Genomic DNA, 22,449 nt, shown 5'->3' on the forward strand with positions numbered 1-22,449 from the left:
TCCTTCGGCCGCGTCAACCTGGTTGAAATCTCAACTATTCCCGCGGCCGGGGATCACGTAGGCTGCGTCACCGAGCGTATCCCAGAAGTCGTTGAAGCTTCAATTTGTTGGCTATACTCCGTCCCATGACCGAACCCCGCTGGCTGACCGCCACCGAGCAACGCTCGTGGCGCGCCTACGTGGACGGCAGCGCGCGGCTCACCGAACTGATGGACCGCGACCTCAAGACCCGCCACGGCCTGTCCGTCTCCGAGTACGAGATCCTCGTCCGGCTGTCGGAGGCGCCCGGCCGCTCCCTGCGCATGGCCGAACTCGCCGAGCACGCCAGCCAGTCCCGCAGCCGCCTCTCCCACACGTGCGCGCGGCTGGAGGGCAAGGGGCTCGTCCGCCGCGAAGACTGCCCGAGCGACCGGCGCGGCGTCGTGTGCCTGCTCACCGAAGAGGGCTTCGCCGCGCTCGAACGCGCCGCCCGCGACCACGTCGAGGTCGTCCGGACCTATCTGGTGGACGTCGTCGACCCCGCCGACCTCGCCGCGATCGGGCGCGCGTTCGACGCCGTCATCAAGCGCATCGAGGCGGGCTAGAACAGCAGCGGGCCGAGGCCCGTCAGGAAGCCGACGGAGACGAGCGTCAGGAACACCCAGGACGCCATCATCCCCAGCCCGAACGGCCGCCAGGCCCCGCCGACCCGCCACATCAGCAGGCCGCCGACGCCGAACGCCACGAGCAGCAGCACGACCGTCTGCGGGACGAGCGTCGCGCGCACCGAGTTCATCAGCGGCGCCCACATCACGACCGCGTCCACGAACAGGAACGTCGCGAACCCGGCCGAACCGGGCCACAGATCCCGGCCGGACGGCAGGCGCGGGGGGTCCAGGCGCAGCGGGAGCAGCGGGCCGTCGGCCGGTTCGGTCTCGACCTCGCCCGCGACGGCGAAAATCTCGTCCTCCAGGCTGGGGGGCTCCCCGTTTCCGGGATTCGTCACGTCCGGCTCCTCAAAATCCCCGATTCGCCGCTCGTCCCAAAACACTCGCTGTGGACACTTCCCTGACTCGCACCGTAGCGAACCACGCGTCCGCGCGCAGGGACCCCGCCGTGCCATCCTGCTCGGATGCCAGGGAGAACCCTGCTGCGCACCGCAGCGTTCATGACCGTGTTCGCCGTCGCCGCGACCGCATGCGGCCAGGACAAGGACGGCGGGAACGGGGGCACCGCCTCGGCGACGCCACCGACCGCGACGGGATCGGTGTCGGTATCGCCGTCGGCCAATCCGTCGCCGGGATTCCGCGCGTCCGTCCACCGGGTGTCGGCGGCCGATCTGCCGCATTCGTGGCACAAGGGCTGCCCGGTCGCGCCGTCCGGGCTGCGCCGGATCGACATGACGTACTGGGGAATGGACGACCGGACGCACGACAACGGGCAGCTCGTCGTCAACGCGAAAGTCGCCGACGACCTCGTGAAGGTGTTCCGCAAGCTCTACGACAACCGGTATCCGATCCGGCGCATGGAGCTGGTGGACGTCTACAAGGGCAGCGACTTCGACTCCATCGAGGCCGACAACACCTCGGCCTTCAACTGCCGCAACGCGACCGGCTCGGGCTCCTGGTCACAGCACGCCTACGGGCTCGCGGTCGACATCAACACGTGCGAGAACCCGTACGTGACGGCGGGCGGCGAGGTCGCGCACAAGCACTGCGTGAAGTACAAGAACCGCGACAACCGCGACCCGGGCGTCATTCACGACGGCGACAAGACCGTCCGGGCGTTCGCGTCGATCGGCTGGGGCTGGGGCGGCGTCTGGAACGGCGCCCGGGACTACCAGCACTTTTCGAGCAACGCCCGCTGACCGGATCACAGGAACGGACAGAGCAGGGCGAGCAGTTCCGCCGGGCGGTGCAGCGGAATGAGGTGGCCGCTGTTCTCGACGACGTGGCCGGTGAGGTCGTCGGCGACCGGGCGGAGCTGCCGTTCCAGCGCGCCGCCGACGGGGTGCGCGCCGATCGCGAGAGCGGGAACCGTCAGCCGCTGTCGCGCGACGGCCGCCGCGATCTGTTCCGCGCTCTGCGGCAGCGCGCGGTAGAAGGCGAACGCGCAGCGCAGCGCGTCCTCGCCGGTATAGGCGCGGACGAACGCGTCGCGGAGTTCGGGCCGCACGCCGTCGCCGAGCGTCCCGGTCGTCAGGAACCAGTCGAGATAGCGGTCCTCATGGCCGGTGAGCACCCTTTCCGCCAGGCCGGGGACGGAATGGAACCCGAACCACCACGGCGGACCCTGCGCGAGAAAGTCCTCGGCACCGGGCAGCGTCCCGATCAGCGATTCCATGACGACCAGGCGCCGGACCAGGTCGGGACGCCGCAGCGCCAGCAGGAAGGCGGGCGGCGTGCCCGCGTCGATGCCGACGACCGCCGCCGACGTCTCGCCGAGCGCGTCCAGCAGCGCCTCGGCGTCCTCGGACAAGGTGCGGGCGTCGTAGCCGCCGGGGGCGCGCTCGCTGTCGCCGAATCCGCGCAGGTCGGGGGCTATGACGCGGTGGCGCTCGGCGAGGTCGGGCAGGACGTCCGTCCACAGCCGCCAGGTGTGCGGGAACCCGTGCAGCAGCAGCACGGCGGGGCCTTCGCCCGCGAGCGCGACGTTCAGCGCGACGCCGTTCGCCTCGACGCGGCGCAGTTCGATGTCCGGCACAAGCCCTCCCGGTAACCAAAGGTGACTAGAGCACCGTACGGAACTACCCTTGCGGTGCGAAGACGGCACTTTCTCCACAGGTGGTGAGCGCGAAGTGACCTCCCCCGGGCCACGCGGCGATCTGTTCTCCCCGGACTGCCCTACCCGGCGGCTGCTCGACCGCATCGGGACGAAATGGATGTCGATGGCGGTCAAGGTGCTCGCCGAGGCGTCCCCGGACGAGCTGCGCTTCGCCGAACTGCGGCGCCGCATGCCGGGCGTCTCGCAGAAGATGCTGTCGGTGACGCTCCAGGGCATGGTCCGGGACGGTCTCGCCGCGCGCCGCGTCGAACCGACCGTGCCGCCGCGCGTCCACTACCGGCTGACGCCGCTCGGGCTGTCGCTGGACGGGCCGCTCGCCGCCGTCCGAGCGTGGGCGGAGGAGCACATGGCCGAGGTGGACCGCGCCAACGCGGCCGACGGGTGACGGGTCAGGCGGTTCTGGTCTCGACCACCAGTTCGTCCTGCGCCAGCTCCAGCGTCACCGCGACGCGGCCGAGTTCGCCGAGGTCGTCCACGTGCGTGCCGCCGCAGGGCAGCCGCGCCACGCCGTCGGGCAGGTCGCAGCGCCACGTCCGGGGCGCGGTCAATTCCGCGTTCGGCGCCTCGACCGCCACCGGAGCGCCGGACGCGATCCAGCCCGCGAGCAGGGACTCCATGTGCCCGGCGACGTCGGGCAGCGCGTCGGCGAGGCCCTCTGTCGTGAAGCCCTTCCGGCGCAGGGAGCGGCCGAGGCGGTAGGTGTCGACGCTGCCGCCGGGGACGATCCGGGACCGGGTGATCGCGAGCCGGTCGAAGTCGGGACGGCCGAGACCGTCCGGCGGCGCGTCCTTGCGCCACCGGCCGGCGAGCGCGGCGTTCAGCGCGAGCGCGGTCAGGTGGCAGGCGGTGTGGCCGGCGGAGAACGCGCGGCGGCGGTCGCCGTCCACCATCAGCCGGATCTCCGCGCCCTGCGGCACGCGCCGCTCGACCACGTGGACGACGAGCCAGTGCCAGTCCGGATCGCCGCGCTTGACCGGGATGTCCGCGCCGACCAGGACCTCGCCGCCCGTCGCCGGGACCGCTCCCGTCACCGAGTCCACGACCTTCAGCTCCAGGCCGTCGCTCTGGAGCAGGCCGACGTCGCCGGGCTGGTCGGGCCAGAACGGGTCCAGCGGGTGGAAGGGGGTCTCGTCCACGACGATGCCGCGCCCGCCGTCCACCGGCAGGCATGCCACCACGGTGGACCAGCCCGTCATCGCACCGGCCGGGAAGGTCACCCGCGTCGATCCCTGGATCTCCCCCACCCGTTCGACGCTAGCAGCCCGTCTCGCGCCGTTTCGGCAGGACCTCCCGTCATGCTCCGGCGAGCCGGGCGGCCTCCCGTCCGGCGGCGGGGTTCAGCCGCCGTCCGCGCGATCCGTCCAGCTTGGCGCGCAGATGCTCACCGACCGTGATCGGCTCGTAGGCGACGGGACGGTCGTCGGTCACGCAGCCCGGCAGGCACGCGATGACCGCGTCGACGTCGCCGTCGTGGAAGTAGGCCGCCGAGCGGCGCGGGACGAGCCGTCCGCCGACGCGCGGCGGCGCGACGCGGTGCATCGTGGAGATCCACTGGTCGTTCGTCCAGCGGGCGAGGGCGTCGCCGAGGTTGACGAGCAGGCCGTCCGCGCGCGGCATCACCGGATGCCAGCGGCCGTCGAGATGGATCTCCAGGCCCGGCACCGGGTCCGCCCACAGGACCGTCACCATGCCGTAGTCGGTGTGCGCGCCCATGCCCTCCTGGTCCGGTTCCAGCTCCACGTCGGCGGACGGCAGCCGGTAGTTGTTCATCCGCAGCACGTCCACGGGATGACGGTCGAACGCCGCGAAATAGTCCTCGCCGAGGCCGAGCGCGCGGCCGAAGATCCGCATCATGACGCGGGCGACGGCCCCGGCCTCGGCGAACCAGCGCGTCGTGGCGGCCTCGAAGCCGGGGATCTCCGCAGGGAAGACGTTGGGCGCGTAGTCGTCGGCGGGCAGGTCCGCGCCGGGGAAGTCCGCCGCCGACGTGCCGATGTTCATCGCCTCGAACAGGTCGGCGGCGCTCGCCAGGCCGAGGCTGCCGCGCAGCGCCTCGGACTTCGGCGGGCTGTAGCCCCGGTTGACGCCCGGCGGGCAGCGGTAGGCGTTCTTCACGTCGAGGTCGAGGGCGAAGAAGGCGTCCATGGCCCGCGTGAAGGCGCTCAGCGCGTCCGGATCCGCGCCGTGCCCGACGACCTGCATGAACCCGACCTCGCGCGCGGCCCGGTCCACCTGCCGGGCGATCTCGTCGCGTCCGTCGTCGCCGGGAGCGCGGAAGGCCGACACGTCGATGGTCGGGACGGTCAGTTCACGCATGGGTCCTCCTTCAGTACGGCGTCCACGCGGGCGCGCAGGGCCGCGCGGTCGGTGTCGTCGAGCCAGCAGGCGTCCACGGCGTGGCCGAGCATCCGGCGCAGCGGCGCGGGGTCGAAGCCCAGCGCCGGGCCGAGGACGCGCAGGTCGTGGGTGGGGTCGGTGCCGAACATCGGCGGGTCGTCGGAGTCGATCGTGACGGCGAGCCCCGCGTCGAGCATCTCCACGATGCGCCGGTGCGTGCCGTCGCCGCTGCCGGAGTAGCGGCCGATGTCGGAGCTGACGGGCGTGCACGTGAACGGAACGCCCTCGTCGCGGCAGCGCGCGGTCATCTCCGCGTCGGTGACGACGTGGTAGCCGTGGTCGACGCGGGTGCAGCCGAGGTCGTCCAGCAGCGTGCGGATGTTGGCCGGCGGGCCGGACTCCGAGTGCGCCGTGCGGTGCAGTCCGGCGCGTCCGGCCAGCGCGAACGCCGCGCGGAACCGCTCGGGCGGGCCGTTGACCTCCGCGTAGTCCAGGCCGATGCCGATGACGTGCTCGTCGCGGTGCTCGATGACGGTCTCGACGAGCCGCCGGCTCTCCTCGGCGTCGCGCTCGCGGTCGAGGGCCACGATGAGGCGGCAGACGACGCCGTGGTCGGTCTCGGCGTCGCGCAGCCCGCGCACCACGCCGTCCAGCATGACGGGGTAGGGCGTGTGCGGATGCGCGGGCGGGGACAGGAACATCTCGCGGTAGAGCACGTTGTGGCGGGCCGCGAGCGCCAGGGTCTCGTAGGTGACGCGGTGGAAGTCGTCGGCGTCCCGGACGACCTCGCCGACCGTGTCGTAGACGCGCAGGAACGCGTCGAGGTCGGCGTGGGCGTCGATGTCGTAGACGCCCCGGCCCGCGGGCAGCGGGACGCCGTGCTTGCGCGCCAGGTCCACGACGGTGTCCGGCGCGACCGAGCCCGTCAGGTGCAGGTGCAGGCTGATCTTCGGGATCCGCGCGGCGAAGGCGTCGTACTCGGCGGGCGTCATGCGACGGTCGCCGCGTCGGCGCGTTCGCGCAGGTAGGAGGCGACGGTCACGGGCGGGTAGGTCCGCTCGCCGCCCGGCAGGGGTTCGACCACGGTGTCCACGTCGGCCTCCAGGAACAGGATGAGCGAGATCAGCTCCTCGTCCGGCGCGCGGTCGGACGGCGGCAGCACGCGGTGCCGGGTGGAGCGCCAGCGGTCGCCGGTCCAGCGGGCCATGAGGTCGCCGATGTTGACGGTCAGGGCGTTCTCGACGTGCGGCGCGTCCTCCCACCGGCCGTCGGCGGTCAGCACCTGGAGGCCGCCGTAGCCGACCTGCCGGTCGAGGATCGTCAGGACGCCCCAGTCGGTGTGCGGGGCGATGCGGAACTGGCCGTCGCGGGCCGGGCCGGTCTCGCTGAGCGGCGGGTAGCGGTTCAGGTTGAGGTTGAACGGGGACCGTCGCGTGCGGTCGACGAACCAGGAGCGTTCCAGGCCGAGCGCCACGGCGCACATTTCGAGCAGGTCGGTGTAGACGGTCCAGATCGCCGCCTCGTACGCCTCGCAGAGGGTGCGCAGCTCGGGCACTTCCACGGGCCAGACGTTGCGGGCGAACCAGGCGTCGTCCACGTCCGGGTCGCCGGTGCGGAACGCGCGGCCGGTCGTGAAGCTCTCCTTGAGGTCGGCGCGCGTCCGGTCCGCTTCGGCGCCGTAGTAGGCGTTGGCCTCGCGGCCGGGCGGGACCCAGCCGCGTCCGCCGACGGCCGTGGCGTACGCGGCCTTCCGGTCGGCGGGCAGGTGGAAGAAGCGCCGGGCGGCGGCGCGGACGTCCGCCGCGAGCGCTTGGTCGACGCCGTGGCCGTCGACCAGGAGGAAGCCCGATTCCCGGAGAGCCTTGTCCAGCTCCACGGCCAGGGAAGTGTCACCGTCGCGCCAGCGGCGCAGGTCGATGAGCGGGATGTTCACGCGGTCGTCCCTTCGGTCGCGGCCCGGACGCTCGTCCGGGCCAGCAGGAGGTAGAGCCCGCCGCCGACCAGGAGGCCGGCCGGGACGCTGAGGTCGAGACCGCCCGCCGCCTTCGCCAGCGGGCCGACGTACACGCTCGTGTTGATCCACAGCGCGGCGGCGGCCATGCCGCCGAGCTGCGCGAGGATGCCGTGCCGGTTCCAGGGCCGTCCGCCGTGCAGGTCGGCGGAGTCGTACCGCGCGCGGCGCAGGACGAGATCGGTCACGAAGATCGCCGCCCAGGGCGCGAACCAGATGATCATGAACAGCAGGAAGTCGCTCAGGACCGTGTTGAAGTCGCCGGAGTAGACGACGGCGAGGCCGATCGCGGCGCAGATGACACCGTCCAGCACGACCGCCTGCCAGCGGCCGATCGGGACCCCGAGCGCCTGGAGCGTCACGCCCGACGAGTACAGGTCGATCGCGTTGAGCGCCGTCATCTGCGCGATCACGAAGACCAGGTACGGGACGGCGAACCACAGCGGGTAGGCGTTCGGCAGCCCGCTGACCGGGTCGTTCGCCGCCGGGACGACCAGCGCCGCGCACGCGCCGACGACCATCAGCAGCATCTGCGGGACCGCGCCGCCGAGCGTGACGGCGGCCACGATGCCCCGCTTGCTGGTGTCCTTCGGGAGGTAGCGGGAGTAGTCGGGCGCGTTGGCCGTCCAGCCGAGACCCGACCCGCTCGCCGTCAGCGCGACGCCGCCGAGGAACGCGACCCACCCGGCGGGCGCGGTCGCGGCGTGGTCGAGACGGCCGGCCGTCAGCCAGGCGAGCACGCAGAACAGCGCGGCGAACGGCACGACCAGCAGGTGCAGCGCCCGGGTGATCGCCGCGTGGCCGATCAGCGGCAGGACGCTCTGCACGACGGCCAGCGCGAGGACCAGAGCGGCCTTGCCCGGCCCGTTGACGTGGACGCCCGCGAGGTCCAGCAGCGCCGTCGCCGCGAGGGCCATCAGGACCAGGTCCAGCACCTCGTAGCCGACCTGCATCGTCCAGTTGAACAGGGCGATCGGGCGGTTGCCGTGGTGGCCGAACGCGGCGCGGCTGACGGCGAACGTGGTCGTCCCCGCCGCCGGGCCGGCGAGGCTGGCGACGCCCGTGACGAGCCAGGTCAGATTGCCGAGGACGATCGCCAGCAGGCACTGCCACCAGTTGAGCCCGAAGGAGACGAGCAGCGCGCCGTACACGACGACCTGGACGTTGAGGACGACGCCCGTCCACAGGAACCCCAGGTGGCGGGGCCTGCCGTGGCGCTCGTCGTCGGGGACGCGCTCGATTCCGCGCTTCTCGATGCCGGATCTGGACGGCGGCGGAACGGCGACCGGTTCATCGGATACAGAGACCATCGGGCATACTCCTGGACAAGCGACCCCACCTGATTGCTGACAGCAATCAAGGTGAGTCATGCGATCGCCGATGACAATCGTTTCTTGTAAAGGTTGTGTGAACTGTGGAGCCGAGCGCGGGCAACGAGGCCGCCCTGAACGCCCGGATCGGCTCCTCCATCCGTCGACTCCGTGAGAAGTCGGGGCTATCGATGCGGGAGCTGGCGCGGCGGGCCGGGATCAGCCAGCCGTTCCTCAGCCAGATCGAACGCGGCGCCAGCGCGCCGTCGATGGTGACGATCTACCGGCTGGCCGAGGCGCTCGACGTACTGCCCGGCGCGCTGCTCCCCGCGCCCGGGACGGCGTCGGTGCAGGTCGTCCGGGCGTCCGAGGGCCGGATGCTGCCGGTGTCGGGCGAGCCGAACAGCGCGGCGGGACGCGCGCTGCTGATGCGTCCCGACACCACGCTCGAAGTGATGGAGTACCTCATCGAGCCGGGCCAGTACCTGGAGGAATGGTTCAGCCTGCGCGGCGACCTTGCCGTGTACGTGGTGACGGGGCAGCTCGACGTCGAGGTGGAGGGCGCGGGCACCTGGCGCCTCGGCCCCCGCGACATGATCTCCCACAACGCCGAGCTGCGGCACCGCTGGTTCCTCGTCGGCGACGAGCCCGCGCACGTGATCCTCGCGGTCGTGCACCCGTCCGACGGCCAGTGAACCCCCCGGCTTGCTAGGGTGTTCAGCGCTCTGGAGGCTTCGCATAGTGGACGAGTGCGACGGTCTTGAAAACCGTTGAATCGGTAGCCCCGGTTCCGTGGGTTCGAATCCCACAGCCTCCGCTCACCGCCGGATCAGTCGGGCCGCAACGCCCGGACCGCCGCATCGGCATCACCACCGAAGTACGTCTGGACGACGGCGTGCAGGATCGCGCGGGCGTACGGGCTTCGTCCCGCGTCCGGCGGCGGCGCCATCGGGAAGCCGCCCGGGTCGAGCAGGCGGTGGATCTCGTCCGCGTGGTAGCGGCGGTGCCCGGACGGCAGCGTGACCGGACGCAATGTTCCGGTCTTGGCCCAGCGCGTGACGGTCTTCGGATCCACGCGGAGCAACTGCGCTACTTCGGCCGGCGTGTAAAGGATCGGCTGTTCCGGCTTCTCGGTCATGGTGGCTTTCCGGATCGTCATCCGCTGTTGCGGTGAATGTGGGCGGGGACGTTCGTTCGGCGCGCCTTCTCGTCCTCGTGCCTCATGAGGGCGATGACGCCGTCGCGGTCGGCGGCGACCACGACGTACAGGAGTCCTGCCTGCTCCTGGGCGTAGGTGAGCGGATGGCGCAGGACGCACCGCCACGTCCCGTCGCGGGCCGCGTACGGCTCGTTCCACCGTCCTTTCCGGGCGGACTCGTCTGTGGTTTCCACGTTCGGACCTCCGTTTCACGAGACGTCCTCCAGCTTTGCGCCCGAACGGTTAGCGTGGGAGATGTTGACCCCCGTTGAGATGGTGAGCAATGATCCGCTCAACATCCGATCTCCGGTATTAGGTGGATCATGACGACATTCCGGGATCTGCTGCGCCGGCTCATGACCGAGCAGAAACTGTCGGTGCGCGGGCTGGCGAAAAAGGCGAACTACGACGCCGCGTACGTCTCCCGGGTCGTCAACGGGGTCTGGGACCCGTCGAGGCGATTCGCACGGCGGCTCGACGAAGTGCTCGGCGCGGACGGACGCCTGGCCGCGCTCGGCCCGCCGGAGGAGACCCCGGACGAAGTGCCGCCCGACGCCTGGACCCCGCACGAAGTCGTCGGTGAGGCGCGCCGGCTCGCCGACGCCGACCTCGCCGGGCCGGACCGCCGGTCCCGGCCGCGCCCGCGCGTCCTGAACGGCCCGGACCTCCTCGAACGGCTCGAACCCTGGATCACCCGGCCGGTGCCGGCGCCCGCCGCGCCGCGCGGCGCGATCGGCCCGGACGAGGTCGAGCGGATCGAGGCCGGCGCCCGGCTGCTGCACCGCTGGGAGACGCGCCACCGGCTCGGCGTGCGCTCCAAGGCGGTCGTCGGGCAGCTCGCCGAGGTCGTCGGCCTGCTCGCCGTCCCGCAGGACCCCGAGATCACCGGACGGCTGTTCATCGCGCTCGCGGAACTGGCCAAGGTCGCCGGGTCGATGGCGTTCGACGCCGGGCACCATCCGGTGGCGCAGGAGTACTACCGGCTCGCGGTCCGGGCCGCGCACGCGTCCGGCCTGCCGCGCGGGCGGCTGCTCGGCGCGCACGTCCTCGCCGCGCTGGCGCGGCAGCAGCTCGACCTCGACCAGCCCGGCGACGCGCTGGAGATCGTCCGGCTGGCGCTCGACGGGGCCGGGGCCGACGCGCCGCCGCAGGTGCGCGCGATGCTCCAGACGCGGCAGGCGTGGGCGTACGCCCGGACGGGCCGTGTGCAGGCGTACCACCGCGCGGCCGGGCTCGCCGAGGAGCAGTTCGACGCAGCCTCGGACGACGTCCCGTATTTCGCGCGGTCGTTCGATCGCGCCGAGCTGGTGGGCACGGTCGGCGCCGGGTACCGGCGTCTCGCGGCCGTGCAGGCCGCCTCCGGCCTGGATCACCGGGAGCTGACGGCACGTTCTGTCCGCCACATCTCCACCGCGCTGGAGCTGCGCCGTCCGCAGCAGGCGCGCAACCGCGCGTTCGACCTGATCGGGCTCAGCCGGTCCTACCTGCTCGCCGGCGAGCGCGAACGATCCGTCGCGGCGGTGCGGGACGCCGTGGCGATCTGTGACACGATCCGGTCCGGTCGCGCCGAGCGGCGGCTGATGGACTGGCACGCCGAGGCCGCGCCGTACGCGGACGCGCCCGTCGTCGCCGCGATGCGCGCGGACCTCGCGGAGCGGAGCAGGGAGAGCGCATGAGGATCGGGGTCAGCGGCCACACCAACATCACGCCCGCGACGGCCGGGCTGGTCTCCCGGGCGCTGCGCGACCTGCTCGCCGGGCAGGACGACGTGACCGGCGTGACGTGCCTCGCGCGCGGCGCGGACCAGGTGTTCGCGCAGGTCGTGCTGGACGTGGGCGGACGGGTCGAGGTCGTGCTCCCGGCGCGCGACTACCGGGCCGCGAAGGTGGGGCCGGACAACGCCGTGGTGTTCGACGCGCTGCTCGGCCGCGCGTCCGTCGTCCGGTACGCGCCGTTCGAGACGTCCGGCGACGCGGCGTACATGGCGGCGTCGGAGATGCTCGTCGGGTCCGTGGAGCGTCTGGTCGCCGTCTGGGACGGGCGTCCGGCGGGCGGGCACGGCGGGACGGCGGACGTCGTCGCGCACGCCCGCGCGGCCGGGCTGCCGGTGGACGTCGTGTGGCCGGACGGTGCCGCGCGGGGCTAGGTCGACTTGGTGCAGAGGACGCGGCCGGACGCGGCGTCCTCGATCTCCAGCAGGCCGCCTCTGCCGTACCTTTCGCACGCGGACCAGCAGGGGACCTCCACCCACTGCGCGTTCTTGCCCTCATGCAGGCAATTGCCTATTTGCGCGGCGGTCGGCCGGGCGCGGAGCCGTTTCAGCGCCTGGGCGGCCGTCGGCCGCCGGTCGGGGTCCTTGCGCAGGAGTTGTCCGATCAGCGGCGCGAGGTGGCCCGCCTTTTCGGATTCGGGCACTTCTTCGGTGAGCTCACAGAGGAAGCTTGAATCCCTCATGACTCGGGACGAACCCGAGCGCCGCGCAGAACCGCTGCGCTTCGATCTGCGATTTGTCCGTCGTGAGCTGGACCAGCGTGCAGCCGCGCGCACGGGCGCGGGCGATCGCGTACGTCACGAGCAGCCGCCCGAACCCGTTGTGCCGGTGGTCCGGACGGACGCGGACCGCCTCCAGGTGCGCCCGCTCCGAGCAGTCCCCGCCGAGGTCGGGGATGTAGGTGACCTGGATGCAGCCGACGACCGTCGCGTCCTTCTCCAGCACCAGCAGCTCGTTGCGCGGGTCGCCGGCCACCGTCTCGAAGGCCCGCACCTGGTCCACGCCGGGCCGGACGGACGCGGGATCGACGGCCTCGTCGCCGTCCGCCAGCAGCGCGACCAAGGCGGGCAGATCGTCCCGCGTCGCCGTTCGGTAGATCACGACGGCAGCGTAAGCGCGCCCCGCCGGGCGCGTGGTGCGAATCGAAGATCTTCGGTCACGGCTTGCGCGCGATGCCGCCGTACATCAGGCGCTGGCCGACGGACAGGTCGCCGGTGACGGGCTCGTCCGGACGCCAGAGCGGCAGCGGCACCACGCCGGGGGCGAGCAGGTCGTGGCCGTCGAAGTAGGCGGTGATCTCCTCGGGCGTGCGGAACCGGCCGGTGCCGAGCATCGCGAGGTACTTCTTCTCGGCGTCCCGCGACTCGGGGCTGGACGCGCAGAAGTGCGTCACGAACAGGTGGCTGCCGGACGGGACGACGTCCATGAACGTGTCCACGATCCGCTGCGGGCCCTCGTCGTCGTGCAGGTGGTGCAGGATCCCGACCAGCATGATCGCGACCGGCTGGTCGAAGTCGATGAGCGCGCGCACGTCCGGGTCGGCGAGGATCGCCTCCGGCTCGCGCAGGTCCGCCGTGACGACGGTCGTACGGTCGTTCTCCGCGAGCAGCGCCCGTCCGTGGGCCAGCACGATCGGGTCGTTGTCCACGTACACGACGCGGCAGGACGGGTCGGTCGCCTGCGCCACCTGGTGCGTGTTCTGGACGGTCGGCAGCCCGGACCCGAGGTCGAGGAACTGCCGGATCCCCGCCTCGCCCGCCAGGTAGCGGACGCCCCGGCCGAGGATCTCCCGGTTGTACGTCGCGACGTCGTAGATCTCCGGGATGACCTTCACGATCTCGTTCACGAACGCGCGGTCCACCTCGAAGTTGTCCTTGCCGCGCAGGACGACGTCGTAGGTGCGGGCGATGCTCGGCTTGGTGATGTCGATCCCGAGGGAGGCCCAGTCGCGCTGCTCGTTCACCATGTCCGGGTCCTCCTCGGGGCCGCTGTGCAATTTGTCCCAGGGTGACGGAGAACGGCACCCATGGGCGCATCGTAGGCAGGGCCGTCCGCGCCCGTCCCGCGAACAGGGATCTTGCGCGCGTTCCGGTCAGCGCGCGGCGCGCTCAGGTCAGCCCGGCAGCGCGTAGCCCGGGATCGACGGCCAGCGGACGGTCATCACGACCGACTCCTCCTCGGCCTCCCACGAGTGGTCCACGCCGCGCGCCCAGACGCAGTAGTCGCCCTGCTCGGTGAGGACGACGTCCTCGCCCGGGAACTCCAGCCGGAACCGTCCCGAGATCAGCACCAGCAGCGCCGTCCGCCGCTCGCCGCGCGCCCAGTCCGCGCGCCGGTCGCCCTTGCGGTGGACGCCCCACTTGATCTCGACGTCCGCGCTGTGCCGGATGTCCCCGGGCGTCTTGAAGTGCCCGAGCAGCCAGCCGCGATCGCCCGCGGCGTCGTCCGCCGCCTTCCCGACGTAGATCCTGTCGCCCACGGACGGCGACTCTATTCCGTCAGGACGGACGCTGATGCGCGAATCCGTCGCCCACGACGGCCGCCAGCATCAGGTACGCCTCGCGCGTCGGCGGGGCCAGCGCGTCCAGCTCGACCTCCGCGCCCTCCTCCAGGTGGTCGTCGTACGGGATGCGGACGACGGCGCGGCAGCGGCTCTCGAAATGCGCTTGGAGCTTGTCCAGGTCGACCTGGCTGCGCGTCCGGTTCCGCACCATCGACAGCACGACGACGCCGTTGCGGACGAGATGGCCGTGGTCGTGCGCCTCCAGCCAGTCGAGCGTCGCGCTCGCCGAGCGGGCGCCGTCCACCGACGGGGAGCTGACGAGGACGAGCTGGTCCGCCAGCGCCAGCACGCCCGCCATCGCCGAGTGCAGCAGGCCCGTCCCGCAGTCGGTGATGCAGATCGAGTAGAACCGCTCCAGCACGACGGCGACGGCCGCGTAGTCGTCCGCGCTGAACGCCTCGCTGACCGCCGGGTCGCGGTCGGACGCCAGCACTTCGAGCCGCGCCGCGTTCTGCGACGTGAACGCCCGGACGTCGGCGTACCGCTGGATCTCGTCGCGGTTGTTCAGCAGGTCGCGGACGGTCGCCGCCGTCTCCAGCCGCACCTTGTCCGACAGCGTGCCGCGGTCGGGGTTGGCGTCCACGGCGATGACGCGGTCGCCGCGCAGCGAGCCGAGCATCGAGCCGAGGCCCGTCGTGGTCGTCGTCTTGCCGACGCCGCCCTTCAGCGACATCACCGCGACCCGGTGGTGGCCGCCCGCGACGGCCGCGCGGGCGCGCTCGATGAGGTCCTTGCGGCGCAGCTCGGTCTGGGACTCGCCTGGGACGATGTTGCCGCCGCTGGCCTTGTAGACCGCGCGGCGCCAGCCGCCGGCCGGGACGATGCGCCGCTCGCCGAGCAGGTTCTCCGAGCTGAGGCTCTCCGCGGACTGCGGCGCGGGCGGAGCGCCCGTCTGCGGATACCCGCCCTGCACCGGCTGCCCCGGCTGCGGCGCGTACGCCTGCCCCGGCGGCGGACCGGGCGGCTGGCCGTAGCCCGGATAGGGCGGAAGCTGGTCGAGCGGCGGCGCCCCCGCCGCGTCGAACCCGGGCGCGCCCGGCCCGTCGAACTGCGGCGCGCCGGGCGGCGGACCGTCGAACGGCGCGCCGGGACCGGGCCCTCCCGGACCAGCCGGCGGACCGTCGAACGGCGGCGCACCCGGGCCAGGCCGCCCATCGAACGGCGCGCCCGAACCGGACGGCATACCGGGGCCGGGCGCTCCCGGACCGGGCGGCGGCCCGTTGAACGGGGCGCCAGGACCAGGCGGAATGCCGGGACCGGGCGCACCGGGCCGGGGCGGCGGCCCGTCGAACTGCGGCGCGCCGGGAGGCGGCGGGCCATCGAACGGAGGCGCGCCGGGACCAGGCGGGACGCCGGGGCCGGGCGCACCGGGCCGGGGCGGCGGCCCGTCGAACTGCGGCGCGCCGGGCGGCGGGCCATCGAACGGCGGGGCCCCAGGACCAGGCGGAACGCCGCGACCGGGCGCTCCCGGACCAGGCGGCGGGCCATCGAACGGTGGGGCGCCGGGACCGGGCGGGACGCCACGACCGGGCGCTCCCGGACCGGGCGGCGGCCCGTCGAACTGCGGCGGGCCGTCGAACGGCGCGCCGGGCGGGGGCGGGCCGTTGAACGGTGGGGCGCCGGGGCCGGGGGGCGGGCCGACGCGAGGGTCGTAGGGCGGGAGGCCCGGGGGCGGGGGTGCGCCGGGGCCGGGGGGCGGGGGCGCGTTGAACGGGGCGCCCGGGGGCGGCGCCTGGGGGAACGGCGGGGCGGGCGGGGCGCCGGTGAACGGCGGCGGGCCGCCGGTGAAGGGCTGCGGCGGGAGCGGGGCCGCGCCGGTGACCGTCGCGTCGTCGGCGAACGGCGGGGGCGCGGCGAACGGCGGCGGCGCGCCGGGGCCGCCCTCGGGCTCCACGGCGGTCGCCTCGTCGGCGGGCGGCTCCGGCGCGGCGGGACCGGACGGCGGTGCGGGCCACGCCGCGTACGGCGGGTCGTCGGGCGTCTGGGTGGCGTCGTCGTCGAAGGAGCGTTCCTCGCCGGGAGGCGGCGGCGTCCCCATGAACGGCGCGGGGTCCACCGCGTAGGGCGGCGGCGCGAGCGGTGCGCCGTACGGCGGCAGCCCGGAGCCCTCGGGTGGTCCCGACTGCCCGAAGTCCTGCGGCGGACGGCCCGGACCGGCGGAGGGCGGCGCGGCCGGCGGCGGCGCGGCGAGCCAGGGGTTGGCGGCGGGCTCGTCGCCCTCGTCCTCGGGGGCGGCGGGGGCGGACGGCGCGGGGTTCAGCTTGCCGGTCGGGGGTTCGGGGTCTCCGCTCATGGCGTCCAGCGACGCGAGGCGCTCCTCCAGGGAACGTCCGTCGTGATCGTTCCTTGCCACCGTCTCTCCCCTCGGCCATGCTCTCAACGATCATTAGCGGAGTAGGTCAGCATCGCCCCAACGGCAGGATACCCGTCGGCAAAAGGCCCGGATCGCGACCGCAAAGCCGGGTCGGCAACGTCTCATATCCGGACGGGGAAGGGAAATCGACGGGCCGGTTCGTCCTGCTGGGCGGCCCGGTAGCGTGAGCGGTATGCGCGCCATCGTGATCCGTGAACCGGGGGACGCCGACGTCCTCGAATGGACGCAGGTCCCCGATCCGGAACCGCAGCCGGGCGAGGTCGTCGTGGCCGTCGCGGCGGCCGGGGTGAATCGTGCGGACGTCCTCCAGCGGCTGGGCTTCTACCCGCCCCCGCCGGGCGCCCCCGACTACCCGGGCCTGGAGGTCTCCGGGACGGTCGAGAGGATCGGCCCCGGCGTGACCGGCTGGGCGGTCGGCGACCCGGTCTGCGCACTGCTCGCGGGCGGGGGATACGCGGAGAAGGTGGCGGTTCCGGCGGGCCAGCTCATGCCCGTCCCGAAAGGCGTGGACCTGGTGGCCGCCGCCGCGCTCCCGGAAGTCGTCTGCACCGTCTTCTCGAACGTCTTCCAGATCGCGGACCTGAAAGAGGGCGAATCTTTCCTCGTCCACGGCGGCGGCAGCGGCATCGGGACGATGGCGATCCAGCTCGCCCGCGCGAAGGGCGCCGGACGGATCGCCTGCACGGTCGGCGGCGAGCGCAAGGCCGAGGCGTGCCGGGCGCTCGGCGCGGACGTCGCGATCAACTACCGCACCGACGACTTCGTCGCGCACGGCCCCTTCGACGTCATCCTGGACAATATGGGCGCGGCGTATCTTCCCCGGAACGTCACGGCGCTCGCGACCGGCGGACGGCTCGTCGTCATCGGGATGCAGGGCGGCGCGACGGGCGAGCTGGACCTCGGCGCGCTGCTGTCCCGGCGGGCGTCCGTCCACGCGACGGGCCTGCGCGCCCGTCCGGTCGCCGAGAAGGCGGCGGTCGTCGCCGGGGCGGTCGAGCACGTGTGGCCGCTGCTGGCGGCGGGGAAGGTGCGCCCGGTGGTCGACCGGACGGTCCGGATGGCGGAGGCGCCCCTCGCGCACCGCCTGCTGGAGGAGAGCGGCCACGTCGGCAAGATTTTGCTGGTCGTCTGAGAGAGGGATTATGAGCGAGCCATCGCAGGAGAACGAGCAGGAGCCGCAGGTCCTCGTCGTGGGCCCGAACGGCATCGCGCTCGGCGGCGCCGGCGAGGACGGCGGCGAGAAGTCCGTCGCCGAGATGGTCGAGCAGCCCGCCAAGGTCATGCGGATCGGCGGGATGATCCGGCAACTGCTGGACGAGGTGAAGGCCGCCCCGCTGGACGAGGCGAGCCGGGCGCGGCTGCGCGAGATCCACCAGTCGTCCATCCAGGAGCTGAAGGACGGTCTCGCGCCGGAGCTGGTGAGCGAGCTGGAGCGGCTGTCGCTGCCGTTCACCGAGGGGCAGGTGCCGAGCGAGGGCGAGCTGCGGATCGCGCAGGCCCAGCTCGTCGGCTGGCTGGAGGGCCTGTTCCACGGCATCCAGACGACGCTGTTCGCGCAGCAGATGGCGGCGCGGGCGCAACTGGAGCAGATGCGGCGCGCACTGCCCGCGGGGATGGTGCCGGGCGGGCAGGACGAGCAGCAGCCGCCGTCCCGGACGTCCGGTCCCTACCTCTAGGGGAACAGGCGCTCGATGACCTGGGCGACGCCGTCCTCGTCGTTGCGGGCGGTCGTCGCGGTGACGGCCGCCAGCACGAGCGGATGGGCGTTCGCGACGCCGTAGGACGTGCCCGCCCAGGTCAGCATCGGCAGGTCGTTGGGCATGTCGCCGAACGCGACGACGTCGGCGGCGCAGAGTCCCTGCTCGGCGCACAGGCGGGCGAGCGCGCTGGCCTTGGTGACGCCGTGCGCGCTCATCTCCAGCAGCCCGCGCCCGGACGAGTGCGTGACGGTCACGAGATCGCCCACCGCCTTCTCGGCGGCCGCGGCGAGTTCGTCGGGATGCGCGGTGGGGTGGAACGCGAGCAGTTTCGCGCCGCCCTCGCTGACGAGCGCGGGGCCGTCCACCACCGTTCCGCCGAGGGATTCGGCGTCGATGCGGCCGAGCACGAACCGCGACTCGAACACGAACCCGGACGGATACTCGACGGCGAACCGCAGCTCCGGGTCGGCGGCGCGGAGCCGGTCCACGACGGTGGCGAGCGTCGCGGGGTCGATGAGCCGCGCGCCGAGCACCTTCTCGGCGTGCAGGTCGTAGAGGACGGCCCCGTTCGCGCAGATCGAGACGCCCCGGTGGCCGAGCGCGGCGGCGATGTCGGTCATCCAGCGCGGCGGACGGCCGGTGACGAGAACGAGCGTCGCGCCGGCGCGTTCGACGCGCGCGAGTGCGGCCACGGTGCGGTCGGAGATCGTGCCGTCGGAGCGGACGATCGTGCCGTCGAGGTCCGTGGCGATCAGCCGGGGCGGGTGCGTCGTCACCACCGGAACATACCCCTCATCTGCACTATTTCCCACCACGTCACTCGACGGCACCATTCGGACGGTACCGTCCCCGGCAGGATTCCGATTCCGGACGGGGGTGGCGATGGGCGTTCCAGGCCGTCAGATAGCTCTCGCCGTCGGCGCCGTCGGCATCGGCGCGGCGGTCCTGTTCGCCGTCGTCCCGTCGGACCCGGCGGCCCCGCCCGCGCCGGGGCCGAGCTCGACCGGACGGATCGTGCCCGCCACCGTCGCGCCGCTGCCGCCGTCCACGCCCGTCCGGCTGGACGTGCCGCGCATCGGCGTCCGGACGGCCCTGATGAAGCTCGCCAAGAACCCCGACCGGACCGTCGAGACGCCGCCGCTCAGCCGCGCCGGTGAGGCCGGGTGGTACCGGCTCGGCCCGGCGCCGGGCAGCCGGGGCGCCGCCGTGATCATCGGGCATGTCGACTCGCAGCGCGGGCCGGCCGTGTTCTACCGGCTCGGGGAGCTGCGGCCGGGTGACCGGTTCAGCGTCCGGCGCGCCGACGGGAGCACCGCCGTGTTCCGCGTCGACTCGGTCGAACGCGTCGCCAAAGACCGCTTCCCGACCGAGCGCGTCTACGCCGACCCGGGCTATCCGGCCATCCGGTTGATCACCTGCGGCGGCCGGTTCGACCGGGGAACCGGGCACTACGTCGACAACGTCATCGCCTACGGGCACCTCCTGCGCGCGTCCGCCGCGACGCGGTGACATTCGTGTGATTCCCGGCGCTGTCGGAGATGAGATGAATTCCCTCCCTCCACGGGGTTCCGGCCACGCCGTGCCCCGGCACCGTTTCGCCCGTCCCGCGCCCGCCGAGCCGCCGCGCGCCCGGCGGCCCGCGGCGTCCGGGCATCTGGCGTCGCCGGCGGCGCGGGGCACGCGGACGCCGTCCGCGACCGTCACCGTGCCGGACGTGACACCGTTCGTGCCCGTCGCGCCGCCGCGTCCGCCCGCGCCCCCGGCCCCCGCGCACCGCGTCGCGCCGCAGGGCACCGGGCACCGCACCGCGGCCCGGCACGCCCGCCGCGCGGACCGCGACGACTCCGACGGCAAGCGGAACCTCCCGCGCCTCGACCCCGCCGAGATGCGGGTGACCGTGCTGATCCCGGCGCACAACGAGGCCAAGCAGATCACCGAGACGATCGCGTCCCTGCGCCTCCAGCGGCGCCCGCCGGACCACATCGTCGTGATCGCCGACAACTGCACCGACGACACCGCCGGGCTCGCCCAGCTCTGCGGCGTCGAGATCGTCGGCACGCGCGGCAACAAGCACAAGAAGGCGGGCGCGCTCAACCAGGTCCTGGACTCGCTGCTGCCGATCTTCGGCCCGCAGGACGCGGTCATGGTGATGGACGCCGACTCCGCGCTCGACTCCGGCTTCATCCACAACGGCGTCGAGTACCTCGCGACCGGACGGTACGCGGCCGTCGGCGGGACCTTCACCGGCAAGCCCGGCGGCGGGCTCGTCGGCATGTTCCAGCGCAACGAGTACGCCCGCTACGCCCGGGACGTCCGGCGGTTGCAGGGAAAGGCGCTCGTCCTGACCGGCACGGCCACGATCTTCCGCGCCACGACGCTCCAGGAGGTCGTCGCCGCCCGGAAGGACGAGAGGCTCCCCGGCCTGCCGCACGTGTACGACGTCCGGGTGCTCACCGAGGACAACGAACTCACCCTCGGAATCCTCCACCTCGGATTCCGCATTCTGTGCCCGCCGGAATGCACGCTCACCACCGAGGTCATGCCGACCTGGAAACAACTGGCCCAGCAGCGGCTGCGCTGGAAGCGCGGCGCGCTGGAGAACCTCATCGACTACGGGTGGACCCCGATCACCCGCTCGTATTGGGGCCGCCAACTGCTTTCGCTGATCGGCATCCTCGTCATCACGGCGTATCTCGCCTCGGTCGCCTATTCGGCGATCTGGCTCGGCGGGATCCGGCTCAGCCCGATCTGGGGCGCCGTCACCGTGATCTTCATGGTGGAGCGCGTGGTGACCGTCCGTCAGCGCGGAAAGACCCAGATGGCCGTCGCCGCCACGATCTTCATCGAGATGGTGTTCGACGTCTTTCTGCAAATCGTCCAGGCACGTGCGTTCTGGCAGGCCGCCTGGCGTAAAGAAAGGAAATGGTAAATGTACAACACTCCCCCCGTCGGCGGTGTGGCCGCCGGATTCGGCGGTGCCGCCGCGGCCTCGCCGTGGCTCGGCGTCCAGGCGCTTTGGGTCGGGCTGGCCGTCTTCACGTTCGTTTCCGCCGGACTGGCCGTGAAGCGGATCCTCCCCGCGCGGAGAGGCTGACCGACGCGAAAGCCGGGGCGACCCGCACCCCGGCTTTCCCCGTTCACCGCTTGACGGGCTCCAGCACGTCCTGGCCGAGGAACTTGCGCAGCGCCTCGGGCACGCGCACCGAACCGTCGGCCCGCTGGTGGTTCTCCAGGATCGCCACCATCCACCGCGTCGTGGCGAGCGTGCCGTTCAGCGTCGCCACCGGCTGGTTCTTCCCGTCCTCGTCGCGGTGCCGGACGGCCAGCCGCCGCGCCTGGAACTCCGTGCAGTTCGACGTGGACGTGACCTCCCGGTACGTCCCCTGCGTCGGGACCCACGCCTCGCAGTCGTACTTGCGGGCCGCGCTCGTCCCGAGGTCGCCCGCCGCGACGTCGATCACCCGGTAGGGCAGCTCGACCTTCGCCAGCATCTCCTTCTCCCACTCCAGCAGCCGCAGGTGCTCGGCGTGGGCGTCCGCCGGGTCGCAGTAGGAGAACATCTCCACCTTGTCGAACTGGTGGACGCGGATGATGCCGCGCGTGTCCTTGCCGTACGTCCCCGCCTCGCGGCGGAAGCACGACGACCACGCGACGTACCGGCGCGGAAGCGCGTCGATGATCTCGTTCATGTGGTACGCGGCGAGCGGCACCTCGGACGTCCCGACGAGGTAGAGGTCGTCCTCCTCCAGCCGGTACACCTCGGCGGCGTGCGCGCCGAGGAACCCGGTGCCCTCCATCGCCTCCGGCTTGACCAGCACCGGCGGATACATCGGGACGAACCCGGCCGCCACCGCCTGCTCCATCGCCAGGTTCAGCAGCGCGTACTGCAACCGCGCGCCGACGCCCGTCAGGTAGTAGAACCGCGCGCCCGCGACCTTCGCGCCGCGCTCCATGTCGATGGCGCCGAGGCCCTCGCCCAGCTCCAGATGGTCCTTCGGCTCGAAGTCGAAGCTCGGCGGCGCGCCGACGTGCTCCAGGACGACGAAGTCCTCCTCGCCGCCCGCCGGCGCGCCCTCCTCCACGAGGTTCGGGACGAGCCGCAGCACCGCCGTCAGCTCCTCGCCGAGCCGGTCCGCGTCGGCCTCGGCCTCCTTGACCTGCTGCGCCAGCTCCTTGGCGCGGGCGAGCAGCGCGGCGCGCTCGTCGCCCTGCGCCCGCGACACCGACTTGCCGAAACTCTTCTGCTCGGCGCGCAGCCGCTCGAACGACGACAGCGCGGAGCGGCGCCGCTCGTCCAGGTCGAGCAGCCGTCCGACGACGGCCTCATCCGCCCCGCGGGCGCGCTGCGACGCGCGCAGCCGCTCGGGGTCCTCTCGAAGAGCTCGCAGGTCGATCACAGACCCGAGGCTACCGGCCCGCGCA

26 protein-coding genes, 1 tRNA gene and 1 pseudogene are annotated in these 22,449 nt (G+C 72.9%); 12 read left to right on the forward strand and 16 right to left on the reverse strand.

Annotated features, from left to right (window positions below):
- Positions 1-125 precede the first annotated feature (125 nt).
- Positions 126-584, forward strand: coding sequence for a MarR family winged helix-turn-helix transcriptional regulator (locus tag BTM25_RS02635; protein WP_103561155.1), 459 nt, complete (start codon positions 126-128; stop codon positions 582-584).
- Here the strand turns inward: BTM25_RS02635 and BTM25_RS02640 are convergent.
- Positions 581-985, reverse strand: coding sequence for a hypothetical protein (locus BTM25_RS02640; RefSeq protein WP_103561156.1), 405 nt, complete (start codon positions 983-985; stop codon positions 581-583). The two genes, BTM25_RS02635 and BTM25_RS02640, sit on opposite strands and share 4 nt — an antisense overlap.
- Positions 986-1,111: 126 nt before the next feature.
- Between BTM25_RS02640 and BTM25_RS02645 the strand changes: the two genes are divergently transcribed.
- Entirely contained in the window at positions 1,112-1,846 is a 735-nt protein-coding gene (locus BTM25_RS02645; protein WP_103561157.1) for a M15 family metallopeptidase, read from the forward strand.
- Positions 1,847-1,851: 5 nt separating this feature from the next.
- Here BTM25_RS02645 and BTM25_RS02650 read toward each other — a convergent pair whose 3' ends face one another.
- Positions 1,852-2,682: an alpha/beta fold hydrolase gene (locus BTM25_RS02650; protein WP_205647942.1), complete on the reverse strand. Its 831-nt coding sequence runs from the start codon at positions 2,680-2,682 to the stop codon at positions 1,852-1,854.
- Positions 2,683-2,776: 94 nt separating this feature from the next.
- Between BTM25_RS02650 and BTM25_RS02655 the strand changes: the two genes are divergently transcribed.
- Entirely contained in the window at positions 2,777-3,148 is a 372-nt protein-coding gene (locus tag BTM25_RS02655) for a winged helix-turn-helix transcriptional regulator (protein ID WP_103562706.1), read from the forward strand.
- A gap of 4 nt (positions 3,149-3,152) precedes the next feature.
- On the opposite strand, the gene BTM25_RS02660 is transcribed toward BTM25_RS02655, so the two are convergent.
- The 5 genes from BTM25_RS02660 to BTM25_RS02680 are packed head-to-tail and all read right to left on the reverse strand — an operon-like array spanning position 3,153 to position 8,421.
- Complete coding sequence (locus BTM25_RS02660) at positions 3,153-4,007, reverse strand: alanyl-tRNA editing protein (RefSeq protein ID WP_235828111.1); 855 nt, start codon at positions 4,005-4,007, stop codon at positions 3,153-3,155.
- A 49-nt stretch (positions 4,008-4,056) separates the two neighbouring features.
- Complete coding sequence (locus BTM25_RS02665) at positions 4,057-5,079, reverse strand: isopenicillin N synthase family dioxygenase (protein WP_103561158.1); 1,023 nt, start codon at positions 5,077-5,079, stop codon at positions 4,057-4,059.
- Positions 5,067-6,092, reverse strand: a complete 1,026-nt coding sequence (gene add / locus BTM25_RS02670; RefSeq protein WP_103561159.1) for an adenosine deaminase — start codon at positions 6,090-6,092, stop codon at positions 5,067-5,069. Before add ends, BTM25_RS02665 begins: the two co-directional genes overlap by 13 nt.
- Positions 6,089-7,033 carry an isopenicillin N synthase family dioxygenase gene (locus tag BTM25_RS02675; RefSeq protein WP_103561160.1) on the reverse strand — a complete coding sequence of 315 codons (945 nt, stop codon included), beginning with the start codon at positions 7,031-7,033 and terminating at the stop codon, positions 6,089-6,091. The genes add and BTM25_RS02675 overlap by 4 nt, the downstream gene beginning before the upstream one ends.
- Complete coding sequence (locus BTM25_RS02680; RefSeq protein WP_168211981.1) at positions 7,030-8,421, reverse strand: purine-cytosine permease family protein; 1,392 nt, start codon at positions 8,419-8,421, stop codon at positions 7,030-7,032. Before BTM25_RS02680 ends, BTM25_RS02675 begins: the two co-directional genes overlap by 4 nt.
- 104 nt (positions 8,422-8,525) lie before the next feature.
- Here BTM25_RS02680 and BTM25_RS02685 point away from each other — a divergent pair, with 104 nt between their 5' ends.
- Entirely contained in the window at positions 8,526-9,116 is a 591-nt protein-coding gene (locus BTM25_RS02685) for a helix-turn-helix domain-containing protein (protein ID WP_103561162.1), read from the forward strand.
- A 32-nt stretch (positions 9,117-9,148) separates the two neighbouring features.
- Positions 9,149-9,238 (forward strand) — tRNA-Ser (locus BTM25_RS02690).
- Between the two features lie 150 nt (positions 9,239-9,388).
- Here BTM25_RS02690 and BTM25_RS30155 read toward each other — a convergent pair.
- Positions 9,389-9,559 (reverse strand): annotated as a pseudogene (locus tag BTM25_RS30155) (helix-turn-helix domain-containing protein); the annotation flags it as partial.
- A 17-nt stretch (positions 9,560-9,576) separates the two neighbouring features.
- Positions 9,577-9,813 carry a hypothetical protein gene (locus tag BTM25_RS02700; protein ID WP_103561163.1) on the reverse strand — a complete coding sequence of 79 codons (237 nt, stop codon included), beginning with the start codon at positions 9,811-9,813 and terminating at the stop codon, positions 9,577-9,579.
- Between the two features lie 129 nt (positions 9,814-9,942).
- Between BTM25_RS02700 and BTM25_RS02705 the strand changes: the two genes are divergently transcribed.
- A complete protein-coding gene (locus BTM25_RS02705; RefSeq protein WP_103561164.1) occupies positions 9,943-11,295 on the forward strand; it encodes a helix-turn-helix domain-containing protein in 1,353 nt (450 codons plus the stop codon).
- Positions 11,292-11,765 (forward strand): hypothetical protein, encoded by a 474-nt coding sequence (locus BTM25_RS02710; RefSeq protein ID WP_103561165.1) that lies wholly within the window; start codon positions 11,292-11,294, stop codon positions 11,763-11,765. Before BTM25_RS02705 ends, BTM25_RS02710 begins: the two co-directional genes overlap by 4 nt.
- On the opposite strand, the gene BTM25_RS02715 is transcribed toward BTM25_RS02710, so the two are convergent.
- The 5 genes from BTM25_RS02715 to BTM25_RS30160 form a co-directional block, all read right to left on the reverse strand.
- Positions 11,762-12,034, reverse strand: a complete 273-nt coding sequence (locus BTM25_RS02715; protein ID WP_103561166.1) for a hypothetical protein — start codon at positions 12,032-12,034, stop codon at positions 11,762-11,764. The genes BTM25_RS02710 and BTM25_RS02715 overlap by 4 nt on opposite strands.
- Positions 12,035-12,047: 13 nt before the next feature.
- Complete coding sequence (locus tag BTM25_RS02720; protein ID WP_235828121.1) at positions 12,048-12,491, reverse strand: GNAT family N-acetyltransferase; 444 nt, start codon at positions 12,489-12,491, stop codon at positions 12,048-12,050.
- Positions 12,492-12,546: 55 nt separating this feature from the next.
- On the reverse strand, positions 12,547-13,356 hold the full coding sequence (locus BTM25_RS02725; RefSeq protein ID WP_103561168.1) for an SAM-dependent methyltransferase: 810 nt from the start codon (positions 13,354-13,356) through the stop codon (positions 12,547-12,549).
- Positions 13,357-13,503: 147 nt separating this feature from the next.
- A complete protein-coding gene (locus BTM25_RS02730; protein WP_103561169.1) occupies positions 13,504-13,869 on the reverse strand; it encodes a cupin domain-containing protein in 366 nt (121 codons plus the stop codon).
- A gap of 19 nt (positions 13,870-13,888) precedes the next feature.
- Entirely contained in the window at positions 13,889-16,306 is a 2,418-nt protein-coding gene (locus BTM25_RS30160) for a MinD/ParA family ATP-binding protein (protein WP_235828123.1), read from the reverse strand.
- Between the two features lie 193 nt (positions 16,307-16,499).
- Between BTM25_RS30160 and BTM25_RS02740 the strand changes: the two genes are divergently transcribed.
- Positions 16,500-17,459 carry an NAD(P)H-quinone oxidoreductase gene (locus tag BTM25_RS02740; protein WP_103561170.1) on the forward strand — a complete coding sequence of 320 codons (960 nt, stop codon included), beginning with the start codon at positions 16,500-16,502 and terminating at the stop codon, positions 17,457-17,459.
- 10 nt (positions 17,460-17,469) lie between these two features.
- Complete coding sequence (locus tag BTM25_RS02745; RefSeq protein ID WP_103561171.1) at positions 17,470-18,003, forward strand: bacterial proteasome activator family protein; 534 nt, start codon at positions 17,470-17,472, stop codon at positions 18,001-18,003.
- On the opposite strand, the gene BTM25_RS02750 is transcribed toward BTM25_RS02745, so the two are convergent.
- A complete protein-coding gene (locus tag BTM25_RS02750) occupies positions 18,000-18,803 on the reverse strand; it encodes an HAD family hydrolase (protein ID WP_235828125.1) in 804 nt (267 codons plus the stop codon). The two genes, BTM25_RS02745 and BTM25_RS02750, sit on opposite strands and share 4 nt — an antisense overlap.
- Before the next feature lie 106 nt (positions 18,804-18,909).
- Here BTM25_RS02750 and BTM25_RS02755 point away from each other — a divergent pair, with 106 nt between their 5' ends.
- From BTM25_RS02755 to BTM25_RS29415, 3 genes are all read left to right on the forward strand, one after another.
- Complete coding sequence (locus BTM25_RS02755; RefSeq protein ID WP_103561173.1) at positions 18,910-19,536, forward strand: class F sortase; 627 nt, start codon at positions 18,910-18,912, stop codon at positions 19,534-19,536.
- 70 nt (positions 19,537-19,606) lie between these two features.
- A complete protein-coding gene (locus BTM25_RS02760; RefSeq protein WP_205647943.1) occupies positions 19,607-20,956 on the forward strand; it encodes a glycosyltransferase family 2 protein in 1,350 nt (449 codons plus the stop codon).
- A complete protein-coding gene (locus BTM25_RS29415; protein WP_168211982.1) occupies positions 20,957-21,121 on the forward strand; it encodes a hypothetical protein in 165 nt (54 codons plus the stop codon).
- 43 nt (positions 21,122-21,164) lie between these two features.
- Here the strand turns inward: BTM25_RS29415 and serS are convergent, their stop codons facing one another.
- On the reverse strand, positions 21,165-22,424 hold the full coding sequence (gene serS / locus BTM25_RS02765; protein WP_103561175.1) for a serine--tRNA ligase: 1,260 nt from the start codon (positions 22,422-22,424) through the stop codon (positions 21,165-21,167).
- Positions 22,425-22,449 lie beyond the last annotated feature (25 nt).

Source organism: Actinomadura rubteroloni (genome assembly GCF_002911665.1).
Classification (GTDB): domain Bacteria; phylum Actinomycetota; class Actinomycetes; order Streptosporangiales; family Streptosporangiaceae; genus Spirillospora; species Spirillospora rubteroloni.